The organism is Micromonospora humidisoli (genome assembly GCF_016900955.1).
GTDB lineage: Bacteria > Actinomycetota > Actinomycetes > Mycobacteriales > Micromonosporaceae > Micromonospora > Micromonospora wenchangensis.
Genome location: NZ_JAFEUO010000006.1, coordinates 484804 through 501396, shown reverse-complemented (window position 1 = coordinate 501396; position 16593 = coordinate 484804). Strand labels below are relative to the sequence as shown.

The following is a 16593-nucleotide window of genomic DNA, read 5'->3' as shown; positions in this document are numbered from 1 at the left end:
CCAACCCCGCGCTGTCCGCTTCACGCCAGCCGGTGCTCATCAATCCACCTGACGGCGAGATCGACGGCGGGGCGCAGCCGTACGCAGTGACCGTCGGCGGCGCCCACCGGGCCGGAGCGGACCGCCCCGTCGGCCTCCACGGCCGCCCCGATCCGTGGGAAGTCACCGTCGTCCAGGTGCGGGGCACGGAAGTCCCGGCGGACCCGGCGGCCCTGCGGGTCGCGCAGGTAGCAGCGGTACGCCCGGTGCGGGGCGGGCCGGGCGCACCGGTACTCGGCGAGGTGGAACGCGGTGCACACCGACCAGTCGACGCCGAGCAGCAGCACCAGCGCGTCGGCGGCGTACAGCGCGCCCAGCGGGGACCGGTCGCCGAGGTGGCAGTCCAGGTCGTGCCGGGCGGTCAGGGCGGCGGCGGCCGGGCCGAGAGCGGCGAAGGAGGTCTGCGGGTGGGCGCTGCGTCGGGCATCGACCTGCCGGCGGACGTGTTCGGCGAACGCCCCCATCCCCTGCGCCGGGCTGTGCACCGGATCGAACGGCGCGATGGTCGCCTCGACGGCGGCGGCCTGGGCCGGGGTCATCCCCGCCGTGGCGGCCCGGAACGCCGGTGAGGTCACCGAGTTGCCGGCGGTCTGCGTCGGCACGACCACCGTGCCGTCGTCGCCGAGGGTGTCGCGCAACGCCGCCAGGAGGGTGCCCGGCCCGGCCGGGTCGGGTCGCACCCGGGACAGCGCGCAGTGCACCAGCACGGTCGCGCCGGCTGGTAGTCCGATCGCCCGCAGGTCGGCGGCGAGGCCGGCCCGGTCGTTCACCGCCAGCCGTCCAGAGTGGCGCGCATCCGTCCGACGAAACGCTCACCGTCGGCGGTGAGGCTGCCGAGGTCGAGCAGCGCGTCGACCGTCGTGTCGGTCCACTCCCGGTAGCGTCGGTGGTGCGCCGCGGCCTCGGCTCCCGGGCGGTGCCGCCACACGTCGGCGACGGCGAGGTGGGCGTAGACCCCGTGCAGCGCGCCCTCCACCGGGCGGGGGTCGTCGCGCCAGGGCACCCGCAGCCGCCTGGCGTCGGCGGGGTCGAACAGCTCGCAGACGTCGAGCACCGCGTCCAGCTTGAGATGTTGCACCTCGTGCACGAGCAGCACCGCCAGCGCGGCGTCGTCGGCGACCGGGGTGACGGCGACCGCGCCGAACGCGGACCGGGCGGCGGCGCTGCGGGAACGGCCTGACGGGTCGGGGCGCAGCGGCACCACGGCGCGCAGCAGGGCACGGACGCCGACGGCGTAGCCGGCGGCCTCGCCGTCGAGGCGGTCGACCGCCCGGCGCACCTGCCGCGTCCAGCGGTCGGCGACCGCCGGGGCGAGCCGGGCCGCCACCGGCAGGTCGAAGCAGTCCCGGTACGGGTCGGTGTCCTCCAGCAGGACGGTCCCGTCGCCGGTGTGGGCCGCCCGGGTGGGTCGCCACCGGTCCGGGTGGGGTCCGGGTCCGGCCGGCCGGACCCGGACCCGTCGCCGGCCGGCCCGCAGCGTGACACCGCCGGTGGAGATGGTGACGGGCACCGTGGCGGCGTCGGTGTCCACCATGATCGCGCCGAGCGTCGGCAGGTGCACCGCGCCGGCCCGCACCGGCAGCGCGAGTTCGGCGTCGACGCCGGCCCGGACCGCTGCCGCGGCGGCGACGGCGGCGAGGTGCGACAGGTCGCCTGCCGCGCCGGCCCGGCAGCGCTGCGCCCACCGCCTGACGAACGGGTGGGTGAGCACGTGGTCGACGGCGTCGGGTGCGGACACGTCCAGTGCGACCAGGAGGTGCCAGCCGGCCGCCGCGACCGGGTCGGCGGTGGCGGCGGGGCTGAGCGCGACCGTCAGCGCCCGGGCGATGCCGTGGTGGACGGCGGCGAGCTGACCCACCGGTCCGGGGCCGCCCCGCCCGGAGCCGAGGTCGGTCAGGACAGCGGGGGGCAACGTGTCGGCCGGCTGCTGTGACGGCGACCCGGCGGGGACGGCGGTGGCCCGGATCAACGCGGCCAGGTCCGTGCAGTAGGCCGACGGGTTGGCGAAACCGGTGCCCGAGCGGTACCGGTGGGCGAACAGGCCACCGCCGCAGCGGCGTACCAGCGGGCAGGAACGGCAGGTGGCGCAGAGGCCGGCCAGTCCGGACTGGCGGACGGCGATGCCGGGGTGGGCCGCCGCCTCGTCGACGGTGTGCCGGAACACATCCAGGCCGGTGGCGGCGGCGCCGTGGAAGGCGGACTTGAGCGAGTCGACCTGCTCGAAGCTGCCGTCGGTCTCCACCACCACGAGATCCGCCGGGGCGAGCCCGACCGCCTCGGTGCCGGTGCTGCCGCCGGTGGCTGTGGCCAGCAGGGACTCCAGCAGCCGGATCGGCACCGGCCGGCCGTCGGCCAGCCAGCGCCGGTGGATGGTCAGCAGCCAGTCCGCGTACGGGGTGGTGGCCCCGTCGGGGCGGGCGGGTGGCCGGTCCCAGTTGGCGTGCGGCAGCAGGAAGTCGATCCGGGGCGGTTGCTCGGCGAGCAGCGCCTGGTAGACCCGCAGCGGGTCGTTGGCCAGGTCGACGGTGCACAGCAGCCCGGCGTAGGAGCTGCGGTACGCCGGGCGGCGCAGCAGGGCCAGCGCCCGGCGCACCTGGTCGTGGCTGCTCGCGCCGTTGGCGTACCGGCGGTGCCGGTCGTTGGCCGACCGGTCACCGTCCAGGGAGACGCCCACCGCCACGTCGTGGGCGACGAGGACGTCGGCGATCTCGGGGGTGAGCAGCACGCCGTTGGTCTGCATCCGCAGGTCGAGCCGGGTCACCGGGGCGATCACCCGGCGCAGGGTGGCGGCGGTGGTGGCGAGCCGGGCCGCGCCGGCCAGCAGCGGTTCCCCGCCGTGCAGGACGACCCGCACCACGCCGAGCCGGTGGGTGGCGGCGTGTTCGGCGATCCGCCGGGCGGTGGCCTCGACCGTGTCGGGCGTCATCAGCCGGGGTTGACGACGCCACGACTGGTCGGGGTGTTCGTAGACGTAGCAGTGGTCGCACGCCAGGTCGCACCGGCTGGTCAGCTTGAGGACGTACTGGCTGAGCGGGGCGACCGGGGCGCGGGGCGCGGTGGCCGGGTCAGACGTGCGAGCCGAAGGATGCGACATCGACCCGGGTCGGGTGGGTGGCCCGGCGGTCGTCGATGCGCGCCACGGCGAGGGCGCGCTCGACCGGGATCTGGCCGAGTGGCGTCCGGCGTACGTCGCTCATCGGCGTCGGGAACGGATCGGACGGGCGTTGGGTGCGGTCCACGTCGGGCCCCCATCTGTGTCGGAGGTGGACGGGCGTCCGTCCACGTCGACGACAATCACGGATATCGACGATGCTAGCTGCCACGGCCCGTGATGTCACTGCTGCATAGCGCCATCGTCCTCGATCATCCGGGCCATCCAGGCCGTGTTGGACTGGGCGATGATCCGCTCGGCCTCGGCGACGAACGCCTCGTCGTCGGTCCAGCCCAGGCCGGCCTCCCGGGTCAGCCGCAGCCGGGTCAACTGGTCGGCCGTGCGGGCGTACTCCAGGTGCTGTTGCTCGTAGCGTTCGGCCGCGCCGTAGCCGACCAGCGCGGTGGTGACCGTCGCGACCACCCCCACCCACGCGGTCAGGCCGAGCACGTCGCCGAACACCCCGGCGACGGCGGAGAGCACGGCGGCCAGGACGGTCAACGCGGTCGCCGCCCGGCCGATCCGGGTGGCCGCGCGGCCGGCCTGCCGGGCCGCCGGCAGGTAGTAGCTGTCGACCTGCCGCTGCACCCGTCCGGCGAGGTAGCTCGGCAGGTCGGTGACCGGCGGCAGTGGACGGTCGACGGGGGTGCCGTCGAGGGTGTGCCCGACCAGGTCGCCGACGCCGTCCACGAGCTGCCCGTAGCGGTGCAGCAGGACGGCGTCGGCGTCGACGCCGGCGTAGGGGGCGACGTGGGCGAGGTAGCGGTACAGCTCCGCCTTCGACGCCTCGGAGACCGCCCGCAGCCGGGTCCAGGCGGCCACCGCCTCCCGGGACGCGCGCCGGCCGAGCACCGGCACCAGCAGCAGCGACACGGCGGCGACGAGCGCCAGTACCCGGCCGGCGGCGGGCGCTGGCGCGGCCAGCCGGGCCGCCGCGGTGCCGGCGACCGCAGCGGTGGCGGTCAGCGCGGCGACCGCCCGTCGCCCGGTGGTGATCCGTCGCTTGGCCCGTCGGGCGGCCCGCGACCAGTCTCCCTGCCCCCGCCAGACCTGCCCGGCGGCGAGGGACGCGTCGATGTCCGGCACAGCCGCATGGTAGGCGACCGACGCCCATCCGACTCGTGCCCGCCGGGACGAGCACGACGGACATGACGACGTTGTCGTACTGCTGGTCGACCGGGTGTATGCGCATCCGGCGCGCGTTCCGGCGAAAACCCGCAACTGGGGCGGCCGGCCAGCCGAGATCCACCGGGATCACCTGTTCAGACCAGGGCGAACGACTGCCGTTCATCACCTGGCAACAGGGGTTTCGGCAGGCGGGGGGCATGGTTGCCCGGGTCAACCCATTGATATGGGTGCCTGCCCGTGTGATCGTGCCTCCAGCAGTCGCCAACCCCCGGCGACTCGCGACGGACAGTCACCCCCACCGGGCCCGCCGGCAGCCCGGAGACCGCCCGTCGCGGCCATGCCTCACGCAGCACCGGCGCGCGACCCCACCGGGCACCGCGACGCCGCCCGAGAACAGGAGCACCCCCCTTGACGCTCTCACCCCGCCTCGTCGCGCTCTCCGGCGCGGTCGCGGCCGGCCTGATCGCCGCGGGCACCGCCGCAGCGGTCCAGGCCGCGCCGTCCCACCCCGTACCCGACCCGGCCCAGGCCCGGGCCGCCGCCGTCGACGCGGCCAGCTCGCTGGTCGCCAGCCGCCCCGCCTACCTGCACGCCAGCGCCGACGAAGCGTTCGTACAACGGCCGGTCATCTCCTCCGAGGGCATCCAGTACGTGCCCTACGAACGCACCTACCGGGGCCTGCGTGTGGTCGGCGGTGACTTCGTCCTGGCGACCACCGCCACCGGCGAGGTCACCTACGCCTCCGTCGCCCAGCAGCAGAGCATCGGAAACCTGTCCACCACCCCGAAGCTCACCGCCGCCGCGGCCGAGCGGACCGCCCGCGCCCAACTGCGCACGGTCGCCGGCGTCGAGGGCACCGCGCTGGTCGTGCACACCCTCGGCGCGCGGCCCACGCTGGCCTGGGAGACCACCGTCACCGGCACCGGCGCGGACGGCCCCAGCCGGTTGACCGTCGCCGTGGACGCCGCAACCGGCGCGGTGCTGGACACCCAGGAGCACGTCGTACGGGGCACCGGCACCGGCGCGTGGAACGGGCCGGTCACCCTGAGCACCACCCAGTCGGGCAGCACCTACTCGCTGAAGGACCCGAGCACCACCAACCTGAGCTGCCAGGACGCCGCGAACAACACCACCTTCTCCGGCTCGGACGACGTCTGGGGCAACGGCACCGGCACCAACAAGGAGACCGGCTGCGTCGACGCGCTGTTCTCGGCGCAGACCGAGCACAAGATGCTGTCGCAGTGGCTGGGCCGCAACGGCGCGAACGGCAGTGGTGGCGCGTGGCCCATCCGGGTCGGCCTCAACGACCAGAACGCCTACTACGACGGCAGCCAGGTGCAGATCGGCAAGAACACCGCCGGGCAGTGGATCGGCTCGCTCGACGTGGTGGCCCACGAGATCGGCCACGGCATCGACGACACCACCCCCGGTGGCATCTCCCGGGGCAACACCCAGGAGTTCGTCGCCGACACGTTCGGCGCGGCCACCGAGTGGTTCGCCAACGAGCCGTCCACCTACGACGCGCCGGACTTCCTCGTCGGCGAGAAGATCAACCTGGTCGGCAGCGGCCCGATCCGCAACATGTACAACCCCTCCGCGCTCGGTGACGCGAACTGCTACTCCAGCAGCATCCCGAGCCAGGAGGTGCACGCGGCGGCCGGTCCGGGCAACCACTGGTTCTACCTGCTGGCCATGGGCAGCAACCCGACCAACGGGCAGCCGACCAGCCCGACCTGCAACAGCAGCACCGTGACCGGCCTCGGCATCCAGAAGGCCATCAAGATCATGTACAACGCGATGCTGCTCAAGACGACCACCTCGTCGTACCTGAAGTACCGCACCTGGACGTTGCAGGCCGCCAAGACCCTCTACCCGGGCAGCTGCACCGAGTTCAACACGGTCAAGGCCGCCTGGGACGCGGTGAGCGTGCCCGCCCAGTCCGCTGACCCGACCTGCACCGGCGGCACCCCGACGCCCACCCCGACCGCGACCTCCACCCCGACGCCCACCCCGACCTCGGGCGGCTGCTCGGGCCAGAAGCTGACCAACCCGGGCTTCGAGTCCGGCGCCACCGGCTGGACCGCCACCTCGGGCGTGATCACCGCGTCGGCCAGCCAGGCCGCGCACGGCGGCTCGTACAAGGCGTGGCTCAACGGGTACGGCTCGACCCACACCGACACCCTCACCCAGTCGGTGAGCATCCCGGCCGGTTGCCGGGCCACGCTGTCCTTCTGGCTGCACATCGACACGGCCGAGTCGGGCAGCACGGCGTACGACAAGCTGACCGTCAAGGCCGGCAGCACCACGCTGGCGACGTACTCCAACGTCAACGCCGCCAGCGGCTACGTGCAGCGCAGCTTCGACGTGTCCGCGCTGGCGGGCAGCACCGTCACCATCTCGTTCAGCGGGGTGGAGGACAGCAGCCTCCAGACGTCCTTCGTGGTGGACGACACCGCGCTCACCCTGAGCTGACCCGCCCACCGCCGGCAGCGGCCGGTCGTCGCACCCGCGACGGCCGGCCGTCGGCGTGTCCGCCCCACCCGCTCCCCCGCCCCCGCCTGCTCCCGGCCACGTCCCTCCGCCGGCCAGTCTCCCGCCAACCGGTGCCTGCGAGCTGAAAGAGGCATAGAGGATCGCGTCCGCGAGGTGGAATCCCGCTTCCGGTGGGCAGATGCAGGCCGGTAGGGTGACCGGGTGAGCGTGTTCCGGATCAGTGAGGCCGCCGAGCTGCTCGGGGTCAGCGCCGACACCGTGCGGCGCTGGGTGGACGCCGGCCGGCTGCCCGCCCGGCGGGACACCCACGGCCACCGCATCGTCGACGGCGTGGACCTGGCCGGCTTCGTCCGCGCCCAGTCCGCCGCCCCCGACGAGGGGGCCGAGTTCTCCTCGGCCCGCAACCGGCTGCGCGGGATCGTCACCGCCGTCGTCCGGGACACCGTGATGGCCCAGGTCGACATCCAGGCCGGGCCGTTCCGGATCGTCTCGCTGATGAGCCGCGAGGCCGTCGACGAGCTGGACCTGCGGGTCGGCTCGGTGGCCGTCGCCGTGATCAAGTCGACTACCGTCGTGGTGGAGCGGCCCGCGCCCACCGGGCAGGCCAGGGCAAGGACCGACCCGTGACCGGCACCACCACGGCCGCCCGACAGCGCGGCGGCAGCCGTCCGGTGCGCCAGCGGATCCGGGTCGTCGTCGCCGCCCTCGTGGTGGCCGTCCCCGCCCTGGCCGGATGCGGGGGCGGCACCACCGCGCCGGCCGCCGACGGCGGGCCGCGCGGCACCCTCACCGTCTTCGCCGCCGCGTCGCTGACCGAGTCGTTCACTACCCTCGGCCGGCGGTTCGAGGCCGAATACCCGGGCACCACCGTCACCTTCAACTTCGCCGGCAGCTCCGCCCTGGCCACCCAGATCACCCAGGGCGCCCCCGCCGACGTGTTCGCCTCGGCCGCCCCGACGAACATGACCACCGTCACCGACGCCGGTCACGCCGCCGGCACCCCCACCGTCTTCGCCCGCAACCAGCTCGTCATCGCCGTGCCGCAGGGCAACCCGCAGCGCCTCGCCGGGCTGGCCGACCTGACCCGGCCGGGGTTGAAGGTCGCGCTGTGCGCCGCCCAGGTGCCGTGCGGGGCGGCGGCGACCACCGCGCTGGACGCGGCCGGCGTACGGGTCACCCCGGTCACCCTCGAACAGGACGTCAAGGGCGCGCTGGCCAAGGTGAAACTCGGCGAGGTCGACGCGGCGCTGGTCTACCGCACCGACGCCCGCGCAGCCGACCGGGAGGTCGACGGCATCGAGTTCGCGGAGTCCGCCCGTGCCGGCAACGACTACCCGATCGTGGTGCTGGCCGACGCGCCGAACCCCACCGCCGCCCGCGCCTTCGTCGCGCTGGTCCGGTCCACAGCCGGGCAGGCCGTCCTCACCGACGCCGGATTCCAGCCACCGGCAGGCCCGTGACCGCGTCCACCCGCCGTCGCGGCACCGGTCAACGGGTGCCGGTCGCGCTGCTCGTACCGGCCGCCCTGGGGTTGCTGTTCCTGCTGCTGCCACTGGGCGGGCTGCTGCTGCGCACCCCGTGGACGTCGCTGGGACCGCGCCTCACCGCACCCGGGGTGCTCACCGCGCTGCGGCTGTCGGTGCAGTGCGCCACCCTGGCCACGCTGCTCTGCCTGGCGCTGGGCGTACCCCTGGCGTGGCTGTTGGCCCGGGTGGAGTTCCCCGGCCGGCGGCTGGTCCGGGCGCTGGTCACCGTGCCGCTGGTGCTGCCGCCGGTGGTCGGCGGGGTGGCGCTGCTGCTGGTCTTCGGCCGACGCGGGCCGGTCGGCGGCTGGCTGGACGCCACCTTCGGCGTCACGCTGCCGTTCACCACCACCGGCGTGGTGCTCGCCGAGGCGTTCGTGGCGATGCCGTTCCTGATCATCGCGGTGGAGGGGGCGCTGCGCGGCGTCGACCACCGCTACGAGGAGGCCGCCGCCACCCTGGGCGCCCGCCGGTGGACCACCTTCACCCGGGTCACCCTGCCGCTGGTCGCCCCCGGCGTCGCCGCCGGGGCGGTACTGTGCTGGGCCCGCGCGCTCGGCGAGTTCGGCGCGACCATCACCTTCGCCGGCAACTACCCGGGCCGGACCCAGACCATGCCGCTCGCGGTCTACCTGGCCCTGGAGACCGACCTGGAGGCCGCCGTGGTGCTCAGCCTGGTGCTGCTCACCGTCTCGGTGGTGATCCTCGCCGGGCTCCGCGACAGGTGGATCGGCGGCCCGTGACACCGCCGCTGCTCGACGGGCACCTGGTCGTCGACCGGGCCGGGTTCCGGCTGGATGTCCGGCTGCACGTCGCCGCCGGAGAGGTGGTCGCACTGCTCGGGCCCAACGGCGCCGGCAAGACCACCGCGCTGCGTGCCCTCGCCGGGCTGCATCCGCTCGACGCCGGCCGGCTGCGCCTCGACTCGACGGTGCTGGACCAGCCGGACGCGCGGCGGTTCGTCCGGCCGGAGCGGCGACCGGTCGGCGTGGTGTTCCAGGACTACCTGCTCTTCCCACACCTGACCGCCCGGGACAACGTCGCGTTCGGCCCGCGCCGGCAGGGCCTGCCCCGGCGGGCCGCCCGGGCGCGGGCCGACCGCTGGCTGGACCGGGTGGGGCTGGCCGGATACGCCGGACGGCGGCCCCGGGAACTCTCCGGCGGGCAGGCCCAGCGGGTCGCGCTGGCCCGCGCGCTCGCCGTCCACCCGACCCTGCTGCTGCTCGACGAGCCGTTGGCCGCGCTCGACGCCCGGACCCGGCTGGACACCCGCGCCGAACTGCACCGCCACCTCACCGACCACGCCGGGGCGGCCGTGCTGGTCACCCACGACCCGCTCGACGCCCTGGCGTTGGCCGACCGGCTGGTCATCGTCGAGGACGGCCGGGTGGTCCAGGAGGGCGACCCGGCCACGGTCACCGCCCGGCCGCGCACCGACTACGTGGCCCGACTGGTCGGCCTGAACCTGCTCCGAGGTCGGGCCGACGGGCATCTCGTCCACCTCGCCGACGGGTTCGCCGTGCCGACCGCCGACCGGCTCGACGGCGACGCCTTCGTGGTCTTCCCACCGACCGCCGTCACCCTGCACCCGGACCGACCCGGCAGCGACGCTCCGCACACCTGGCCGGCCACCGTCGCCGGGGTGCACCGGCACGGCGACCACCTGCGGGTGCAGCTCGCCGGGCCGGTCAGCACCGTCGCCGACGTCACCCCCGCCGTCGCCGCCGGACTGCGGCTGCTGCCCGGGCAGCAGGTCTGGGCGAGCGTGGCGGCCGGCGACACCCGGGCGTACCCGGTCGGGCCCTGACGCCCGGGGGCGGCGGTCACCCCGGGCCGGGCGGGCCGTCGTCGGCGGCGGGGGCGGGGGCGGGGACAGATGGCGTCGGCTGGAACACGTCCGGCACCCCGTCGCGGTCCAGATCGACCTGCTCGGCCTCGTGCACCCGCCGGTAGACCCGGCTGCGGGCACGCAGGATGACGCTGGCCAGCAGGGCCGACACCAGCGAACCGGCGAGCACCGCCACCTTGGCGTGGTCGTCGCGGGCGCTGCCCAGCCCGAAGGCCAACTCCCCGATCAGCAGCGAGACGGTGAAGCCGATCCCGCCGAGCAGCGCCAGCCCGAGCACGTCGAGCCAGTTGAGGCCCTCGTCAAGGTCGGCCCGGGTGAACCGGGACACCAACCAGGTCGCGGCCAGGATGCCGATCGGCTTGCCGACGATCAGGCCGACGGCGATGCCCACCGCGACCCGGTCGGTCAACGCGGTGGCCAGCCCGGCGAGCCCTCCCACGGTGACCCCGGCGGAGAGGAAGGCGAACACCGGGACGGCGATGCCGGCGGAAACCGGCCGGACCCGGTGCTCGAAGTGCTCGGCCAGGCCCGGCCCGGCGTCCGGGCCGCCGGCCGCCGCGCTGCGCAGCACCGGCACGGTGAAGGCGAGCAGAACGCCGGCCACGGTGGCGTGCACCCCCGACTCGTGCACCAGCACCCAGGTGAGGACGGCGAACGGCAGCAGCAGCCACCACGACCGGACCCGGCGCTGCACCAGCACCCCGAACGCGGCGAGCGGCAACAGCGCGCCCACCAGCGGGACGACGGACAGATCGGCGGTGTAGAAAACCGCGATGATCATGATGGCGAGCAGGTCGTCGACCACCGCCAGGGTGAGCAGGAAGGTCCGCAGCGCCGACGGCAGGAAACGACCCACCACGGCGAGCACCGCCAGGGCGAACGCGATGTCGGTGGCGGTCGGGATGGCCCAGCCCCGGCCCGCGCCGTCACCCGCCCCGGCGGCGATCAGGGCGTACAGCACGGCGGGCACGACCACCCCGCCGACGGCCGCCGCCACCGGCACCGCCGCCCGCCGGGGGTCGCGCAGGTCACCGGCCACGAACTCACGTTTGAGCTCCAGGCCGGCGACGAAGAAGAACACCGCCAGCAGACCGTCGGCGGCCCAGGTCGCCACGCTGAGATCCAGGTGCAGCGCGGCCGGGCCGACGGTGACGTCCCGCAGCGCCTGGTACGACCCCGACCAGGGGGAATTGGACCAGACCAACGCGACGAGCGCCCCGCCGAGCAGGAGCGCCCCGCCGACGGTCTCCCGGCGCAGGATGGCCGAGATCCGACTGGTCTCGCCCCAGGAGCGGCGGGCGAACAGGCTGGAGCGTCGCCGGGTGGCGTTGGTCACAGGAACTCCTCGTCGGCAGGGGTCGCGTCATCCACCGCCGACCAGACTTCCCGGCACACCTGGACCAACCCTATCCGCTGCGGCGACCCGCCGCCGCTGCGACGCCGGCCGGTGTACCCGGCACCCCGGCCGCCGAACCCTGGTGCTCCCGGCCGGGCCGTTGCCCGGCCGGGAGGGGAGGCGGATCAGAGGGTACGGGCCAGCCGGTCGGCGAGCAGCCGGGCGAACCGGGCCGGGTCGGCCAGGTCGCCGCCCTCGGCGAGCAACGCCGTGCCGTAGAGCAACTCGGCGGTCTCGGTCAGCGCCGCGCTGTCGTCGCCCCGCTGGTGGGCGACGCGCAGGCCGGTGACCAGCGGGTGGGTCGGGTTGAGTTCGAGGATCCGCTTGACCGGGGGCAGTTCCTGCCCCATCGCCCGGTACATCTTCTCCAGCGTCGGGGTGATGTCGTGCGCATCGCCGACGATGCACGCGGGCGAGGTGGTCAGCCGGGAGGAGAGCCGGACCTCCTTGACCGTGTCGGCGAGCGCCCCGCCGAGGAAGGTGAGCAGCTCGGCGTACTCCTTGTTCTGCTGCTCCCGGGCGACCTCGGTGTCCTTGCGTTCCTGCTCGGTCTCCAGGTCGACCTGGCCCTTGGCGATGGACCGCAGCGGCTTGCCGTCGAACTGGCCGACCCGCTCCACCCACACCTCGTCGACCGGGTCGGTGAGCAGCAGCACCTCGTAGCCCCTGGCCCGGAACGCCTCCAGGTGCGGCGAGTTCTCCAGCATGGTGCGGTTCTCGCCGGTGGCGTAGTAGATCTCGGTCTGGCCGTCCTTCATCCGCTCCACGTACCCGCCCAGGGTGGTGGGCTCGGTGTCGTGGTGGGTGGAGGCCACCGACAGCAGGTCGAGGAGGGTCTCGGTGTTGTCCGGGTCCTCCAGCAGACCCTCCTTGACCACCCGGCCGAACTCGCCCCAGAAGGTGGTGAACTTCTCCGGGTCGGCGGTGCGCATCTCCTTGACCGTGGCGAGCACCTTGCGGACCAGCCGGCGGCGCACGATCTGGATCTGCCGGTCCTGCTGGAGGATCTCCCGGGAGATGTTCAGCGACAGGTCGTGCGCGTCCACCACACCCTTGACGAAGCGCAGGTAGTTCGGCATCAGCGCGGCGCAGTCGTCCATCACGAAGACCCGCTTGACGTACAGCTGCACCCCGCGCCGGCCGTCGGCCTGGTAGAGGTCGTACGGCGCGTGCGCGGGCAGGAACAGCAGCGCCTCGTACTCGAAGGTGCCCTCCCCGCGCATGTGGATGGTCTCCAGCGGGTCGGTCCAGTCGTGGCTGACGTGCCGGTAGAAGTCCCGGTACTCCTCCTCGGCGACCTCGTCGCGCGAGCGCGCCCAGAGCGCCTTGCGGGAGTTGAGGGTCTCCTCGGTGGGTTCGCCGCCGTCGACGCCCGGCACGGTGGTGCGGATCGGCCAGGCGATGAAGTCCGAGTACCGCTTCACGATCTGCCGGACCGTGGCGAGGTCGGCGTAGTCGTGCAGGTTGTCCTCGTCGTCGGCGGGCTTGAGGTGCACGGTGACCGAGGTGCCCTGCGGGGCGTCGTCCACGGTCTCCACCACGTACGTGCCCTCGCCGGTGGACTCCCAGCGGGTGCCCTCGGTCTGCCCGGCCCGCCGGGTGAGCAGGGTGACCCGGTCGGCGACCATGAACGTCGAGTAGAACCCGACACCGAACTGGCCGATCAGCTCACCACCGGCCGTCTCCTTGGACTCCTTGAGCTTACGCAGCAGCTCGGCGGTGCCGGAGCGGGCGATCGTGCCGATCAGCGACACGACGTCCTCGCGGGACATGCCGATGCCGTTGTCCCGCACGGTGAGGGTCCGGGCCTGCGGGTCGGTCACCAGCTCGATGTGCAGGTCGGAGGTGTCGACGTCGAGGTCGGAGTCGACCAGCGACTCCAACCGCAGCTTGTCCAACGCGTCGGAAGCGTTGGAGATCAGCTCACGTAGGAAGACGTCCTTGTGCGAATAGATGGAATGCACCATCAGTTGCAGCAGCTGGCGTGTCTCCGCCTGGAACTCCAGCGTCTCGGTCCGACTGCTCACACCAACCTCCTCGTACGGGCGGGCCAGATCCGCGCAACAGGATACGAGGTGCCGTGGCGGCCCGGTCACGCCCGGTCGTCGTCCCGACGGACCAGCAGGCAGGCCTGCGGGGTACGCTCCATCGCCCCGGCGAACTCCTGCGGCGCCCGGCACATCCGGGCCTGCTCCGCCAACCCGGCGGCGTGCAGCAACGCGGCCACCTGGTCCGGGTGGCGGCGACGGAACGCCAGCGAGACCGGCTCGCCCCACGCCTCGGTGTAGCGGACCGTCTCGTCACCGACCTGGAAGGCGAGCAGGGCGTGCCCGCCGGGGGCGAGGACCCGGCGGAACTCGGCGAACACCCGGGGCAGCCACTCGTCGGGCACGTGGATGACGCTGTACCAGGCGACCAGCCCGGCCAGCACGCCGTCGGCCACCGGCAGGTCCAGCATGGACCCCTCGACGAGGCGCAGGTCGGGGTGGGCGAGCCGGCCCTGCGCCAGCATCCCGGGGGACAGGTCGAGCCCGGTGACGGTCAGATCGAGGGCGCGCAGATGGCCGGTGATCCGGCCGGGGCCGCAGCCGACGTCGAGCACCGGGCCACCGCCACCGGCCAGGACGGTCTCGGCGAACGCGGCGAGCATGCCCCGGTCGACCGGGCGGGCGGCGAGCTCAGCCCGGAACCGGGTGGCGTACCCGGCGGCCATGGTGTCGTAGGAGGCGCGGGTCTCGGCGAGGAAGTCGGCGTCGGTCACGGCCGCGGACCCTACCGGCCGGGCGGCCTTTCCCGGGGCTGCGCCACACCGCCCGGACCCACCCCGACGCCGGCCCGCCGGCGACGTCGCCTCCGGGTCAGCTGGGGGTCGCCGGGCGGGTGACGTCGTACACGTGGTGATCCACGTCGTGCAGAAGGTAGACGGCGAAGCGACCGACGGTGAACACCGAACCGTTGCTGCGCCGGCCCGGCCGGTCCCACTGCGCGGGCGTGATGGCGTCGAACGCGGCGGCGGTCGCCTTGGCCTGGGCGGCGAGTTCCCCGGCCACCCGGGCCGGGGACTGGTGGAAGTAGTCGTCCTCGACGGCGGTGGCGTCCTGGTCCCAGTTGGGGAAGACCGGGTCGTCCTCGTCGAGCATCAGCGCCAGCCGGCCCCGGAAGATCCGGCAGGTGTCCCGCACGTGGCAGGCGTACTCCGTCGGCGACCAGACGGTCGGCGCGGGCCGCCGGGTCGCGTCGGGCCGGGACAGCGCCTCCCGCCAGACCGGGACGGTGGCGCGCAGCCGGTCCCCGGTGGCGTCGGCCCGCTGCGGCACGAAGCCGCACTCGGCGCACCCGTCGTCGATGACGAAGGTCCAGTCCCGGTCCTCCGGCGTGATCGCCGCCCACTCCGACATGCGGCGATCCTGCCACGCGGGTGCCGGGCCGGCGTCGGCGGTAGGGTGTACGCCGCTGGCAGATCCGGGTGGGGGTGGTCGTGGTGTCGCGGGACGCGGAGCGCCGGCCCGTCGCCGTCAACAAGAAGGCCCGGCACGACTACACCGTGCTGAAGACCTACGAGGCGGGCATCGTGCTGGCCGGCACCGAGGTCAAGTCGCTGCGCGAGGGGCGGGTGTCGTTGGTCGACGCGTTCGCCCAGGAACGCGACGGCGAGATCATGCTGTACGGCCTGCACATCGCCGAGTACGGCTACGGCACCTGGACCAACCACCAGCCCCGGCGGACCCGCAAGCTGCTGCTGCACCGGGTGGAGATCGCCCGGATCCTGGAGAAGCTACGTGACCCCGGGGTGACCCTGGTGCCGCTGTCGATGTACTTCAGCAACGGCTGGGCCAAGGTGGAGATCGGGCTGGCCCGGGGCCGCCGCTCGTACGACAAGCGGCAGGTGCTCGCCGAACGCGACGCGAACCGGGAGATCGCCAGGGAGTTGGGCCGCCGGCTCAAGGGTCGGCGACCGGCCGGCGAGGGCCATCGGCCGGGCTGACCTTCTCCCGGAGTGCCCTGCGGGCTCAGCCGGGGGCGCGGTCGTCCGCCCCGGCGGTGTCCGCGGTGCCCGGCGCGCTGGCCAGCACGATCGCCGCAGCCACGGTGGTCAGGGTGGCCAGGACCGCCCACGGCAACCAGCCGGGGCGTACCCCGTCACCGAGCAGCAGCACCCCGGCGACCGAGGGGACGACGATCTCGACCGCCCAGAGCACGGCGGTGACCGGCCCGACCGGCCCGTGCCGCAGCGCGTGCGCGTAGAGGATCGTCCCGGTCACCCCGGAGATGACCAGTCCCCAGCTGACCGGCTCCCGCAGCAGGTCCCAGGCCGCCGTGCCGGGGTGGCCCAGCGGGTCGGGTGGCGGGGTGAGCGCCCGCGCGCACAGCGCGGTGATCCCCCAGGCCAGCCCGGCCAGGGTGGCGGCGACGACCGGCCGGGCGACCCGCAGCGCGGCGAGGCCGGCGATCGCGGTCAGCACCGCCGCGCCGGCCAGGCCGACCCGTAGCGCCGTCGACGCGGTGACCGGTGGTTCGGGGCCGGCGGCCAGCGAGATGACGGTGAGGGCGGCGACGGTGAGCAGGATCGCCCCGGTGTCCCGGCGGCGCAGCCGCGCGCCGAGCACGATCCGGGCGACGACCACGGTGACGGCGAGGGAGCCGGCGGTGACCGACTGGACCGCGTACACGGGCAGCTTCTGGAGGGCGACCAGGGAGGCGAGCCAGGCCAGCGTGTCGCAGGCCAGACCGGCGAGGTAGAGCGGGTGCCCGAGGGCACGCAGGGTGCTCGCGCCGCGCCGGGCCCCGACGGCCTGCAGGACCGAGCCGACGCCGTAGCCGAACGCCGCGCCGAGCGCGAAGGTCAGCGCCAGGCCGGCCGTCACGGCCCGCCCCCGACTCCCGGCCTGGCTGCGGCTACGGCTCCCGGCCCGGCCCCGGCCCCGGCTTCTGGCCAGTCTGCGGCTCCTGTTTCCGGGCCGGTGGATGCCAGCGGCCCGGCTGCTGTGGTCACCGCCGGCTCGGTCATCGGCAC

15 protein-coding genes are annotated in these 16593 nt (G+C 74.4%); 6 read left to right on the top strand and 9 right to left on the bottom strand.

The window, feature by feature from the left end; all coding sequences use genetic code 11:
* Positions 1-20: 20 nt before the first annotated feature.
* The 4 genes from JQN84_RS23765 to JQN84_RS23755 all read right to left on the bottom strand — a co-directional run bounded on the left by JQN84_RS23765 (position 21) and on the right by JQN84_RS23755 (position 4276).
* Positions 21-809 (bottom strand): AAC(3) family N-acetyltransferase, encoded by a 789-nt coding sequence (locus JQN84_RS23765; protein WP_204960716.1) that lies wholly within the window; start codon positions 807-809, stop codon positions 21-23.
* Positions 806-3133: an FxsB family cyclophane-forming radical SAM/SPASM peptide maturase gene (locus JQN84_RS23760; protein ID WP_204960715.1), complete on the bottom strand. Its 2328-nt coding sequence runs from the start codon at positions 3131-3133 to the stop codon at positions 806-808. The genes JQN84_RS23765 and JQN84_RS23760 overlap by 4 nt, the downstream gene beginning before the upstream one ends.
* A complete protein-coding gene (locus JQN84_RS31965; RefSeq protein WP_255554030.1) occupies positions 3105-3236 on the bottom strand; it encodes a hypothetical protein in 132 nt (43 codons plus the stop codon). Before JQN84_RS31965 ends, JQN84_RS23760 begins: the two co-directional genes overlap by 29 nt.
* A gap of 137 nt (positions 3237-3373) precedes the next feature.
* On the bottom strand, positions 3374-4276 hold the full coding sequence (locus tag JQN84_RS23755; RefSeq protein ID WP_204960714.1) for a DUF4231 domain-containing protein: 903 nt from the start codon (positions 4274-4276) through the stop codon (positions 3374-3376).
* A 450-nt stretch (positions 4277-4726) separates the two neighbouring features.
* Here JQN84_RS23755 and JQN84_RS23750 point away from each other — a divergent pair, with 450 nt between their 5' ends.
* From JQN84_RS23750 to JQN84_RS23730, 5 genes are all read left to right on the top strand, one after another.
* Positions 4727-6790 carry a M4 family metallopeptidase gene (locus JQN84_RS23750; RefSeq protein WP_204960713.1) on the top strand — a complete coding sequence of 688 codons (2064 nt, stop codon included), beginning with the start codon at positions 4727-4729 and terminating at the stop codon, positions 6788-6790.
* A 222-nt stretch (positions 6791-7012) separates the two neighbouring features.
* On the top strand, positions 7013-7438 hold the full coding sequence (locus tag JQN84_RS23745; protein WP_204960712.1) for a TOBE domain-containing protein: 426 nt from the start codon (positions 7013-7015) through the stop codon (positions 7436-7438).
* Positions 7439-7482: 44 nt separating this feature from the next.
* A complete protein-coding gene (gene modA / locus JQN84_RS23740) occupies positions 7483-8271 on the top strand; it encodes a molybdate ABC transporter substrate-binding protein (RefSeq protein ID WP_204960781.1) in 789 nt (262 codons plus the stop codon).
* Positions 8247-9077: a molybdate ABC transporter permease subunit gene (modB, locus tag JQN84_RS23735; protein WP_204960780.1), complete on the top strand. Its 831-nt coding sequence runs from the start codon at positions 8247-8249 to the stop codon at positions 9075-9077. The genes modA and modB overlap by 25 nt, the downstream gene beginning before the upstream one ends.
* Entirely contained in the window at positions 9059-10141 is a 1083-nt protein-coding gene (locus JQN84_RS23730) for an ABC transporter ATP-binding protein (protein WP_204960711.1), read from the top strand. The genes modB and JQN84_RS23730 overlap by 19 nt, the downstream gene beginning before the upstream one ends.
* Positions 10142-10157: 16 nt before the next feature.
* Here JQN84_RS23730 and nhaA read toward each other — a convergent pair whose 3' ends face one another.
* From nhaA to JQN84_RS23710, 4 genes are all read right to left on the bottom strand, one after another.
* Positions 10158-11519: a Na+/H+ antiporter NhaA gene (gene nhaA / locus JQN84_RS23725; RefSeq protein ID WP_204960710.1), complete on the bottom strand. Its 1362-nt coding sequence runs from the start codon at positions 11517-11519 to the stop codon at positions 10158-10160.
* Between the two features lie 185 nt (positions 11520-11704).
* On the bottom strand, positions 11705-13606 hold the full coding sequence (htpG, locus tag JQN84_RS23720) for a molecular chaperone HtpG (RefSeq protein WP_204960709.1): 1902 nt from the start codon (positions 13604-13606) through the stop codon (positions 11705-11707).
* Between the two features lie 65 nt (positions 13607-13671).
* Positions 13672-14340 (bottom strand): class I SAM-dependent DNA methyltransferase, encoded by a 669-nt coding sequence (locus JQN84_RS23715; protein ID WP_204960708.1) that lies wholly within the window; start codon positions 14338-14340, stop codon positions 13672-13674.
* Between the two features lie 97 nt (positions 14341-14437).
* Positions 14438-14977, bottom strand: a complete 540-nt coding sequence (locus JQN84_RS23710) for a DinB family protein (RefSeq protein WP_204960707.1) — start codon at positions 14975-14977, stop codon at positions 14438-14440.
* An 83-nt stretch (positions 14978-15060) separates the two neighbouring features.
* Between JQN84_RS23710 and smpB the strand changes: the two genes are divergently transcribed.
* Entirely contained in the window at positions 15061-15564 is a 504-nt protein-coding gene (smpB, locus tag JQN84_RS23705; protein WP_204960706.1) for an SsrA-binding protein SmpB, read from the top strand.
* A 25-nt stretch (positions 15565-15589) separates the two neighbouring features.
* Here the strand turns inward: smpB and JQN84_RS23700 are convergent, their stop codons facing one another.
* On the bottom strand, positions 15590-16444 hold the full coding sequence (locus tag JQN84_RS23700; RefSeq protein WP_204960705.1) for a DMT family protein: 855 nt from the start codon (positions 16442-16444) through the stop codon (positions 15590-15592).
* Between the last annotated feature and the right edge of the window lie 149 nt (positions 16445-16593).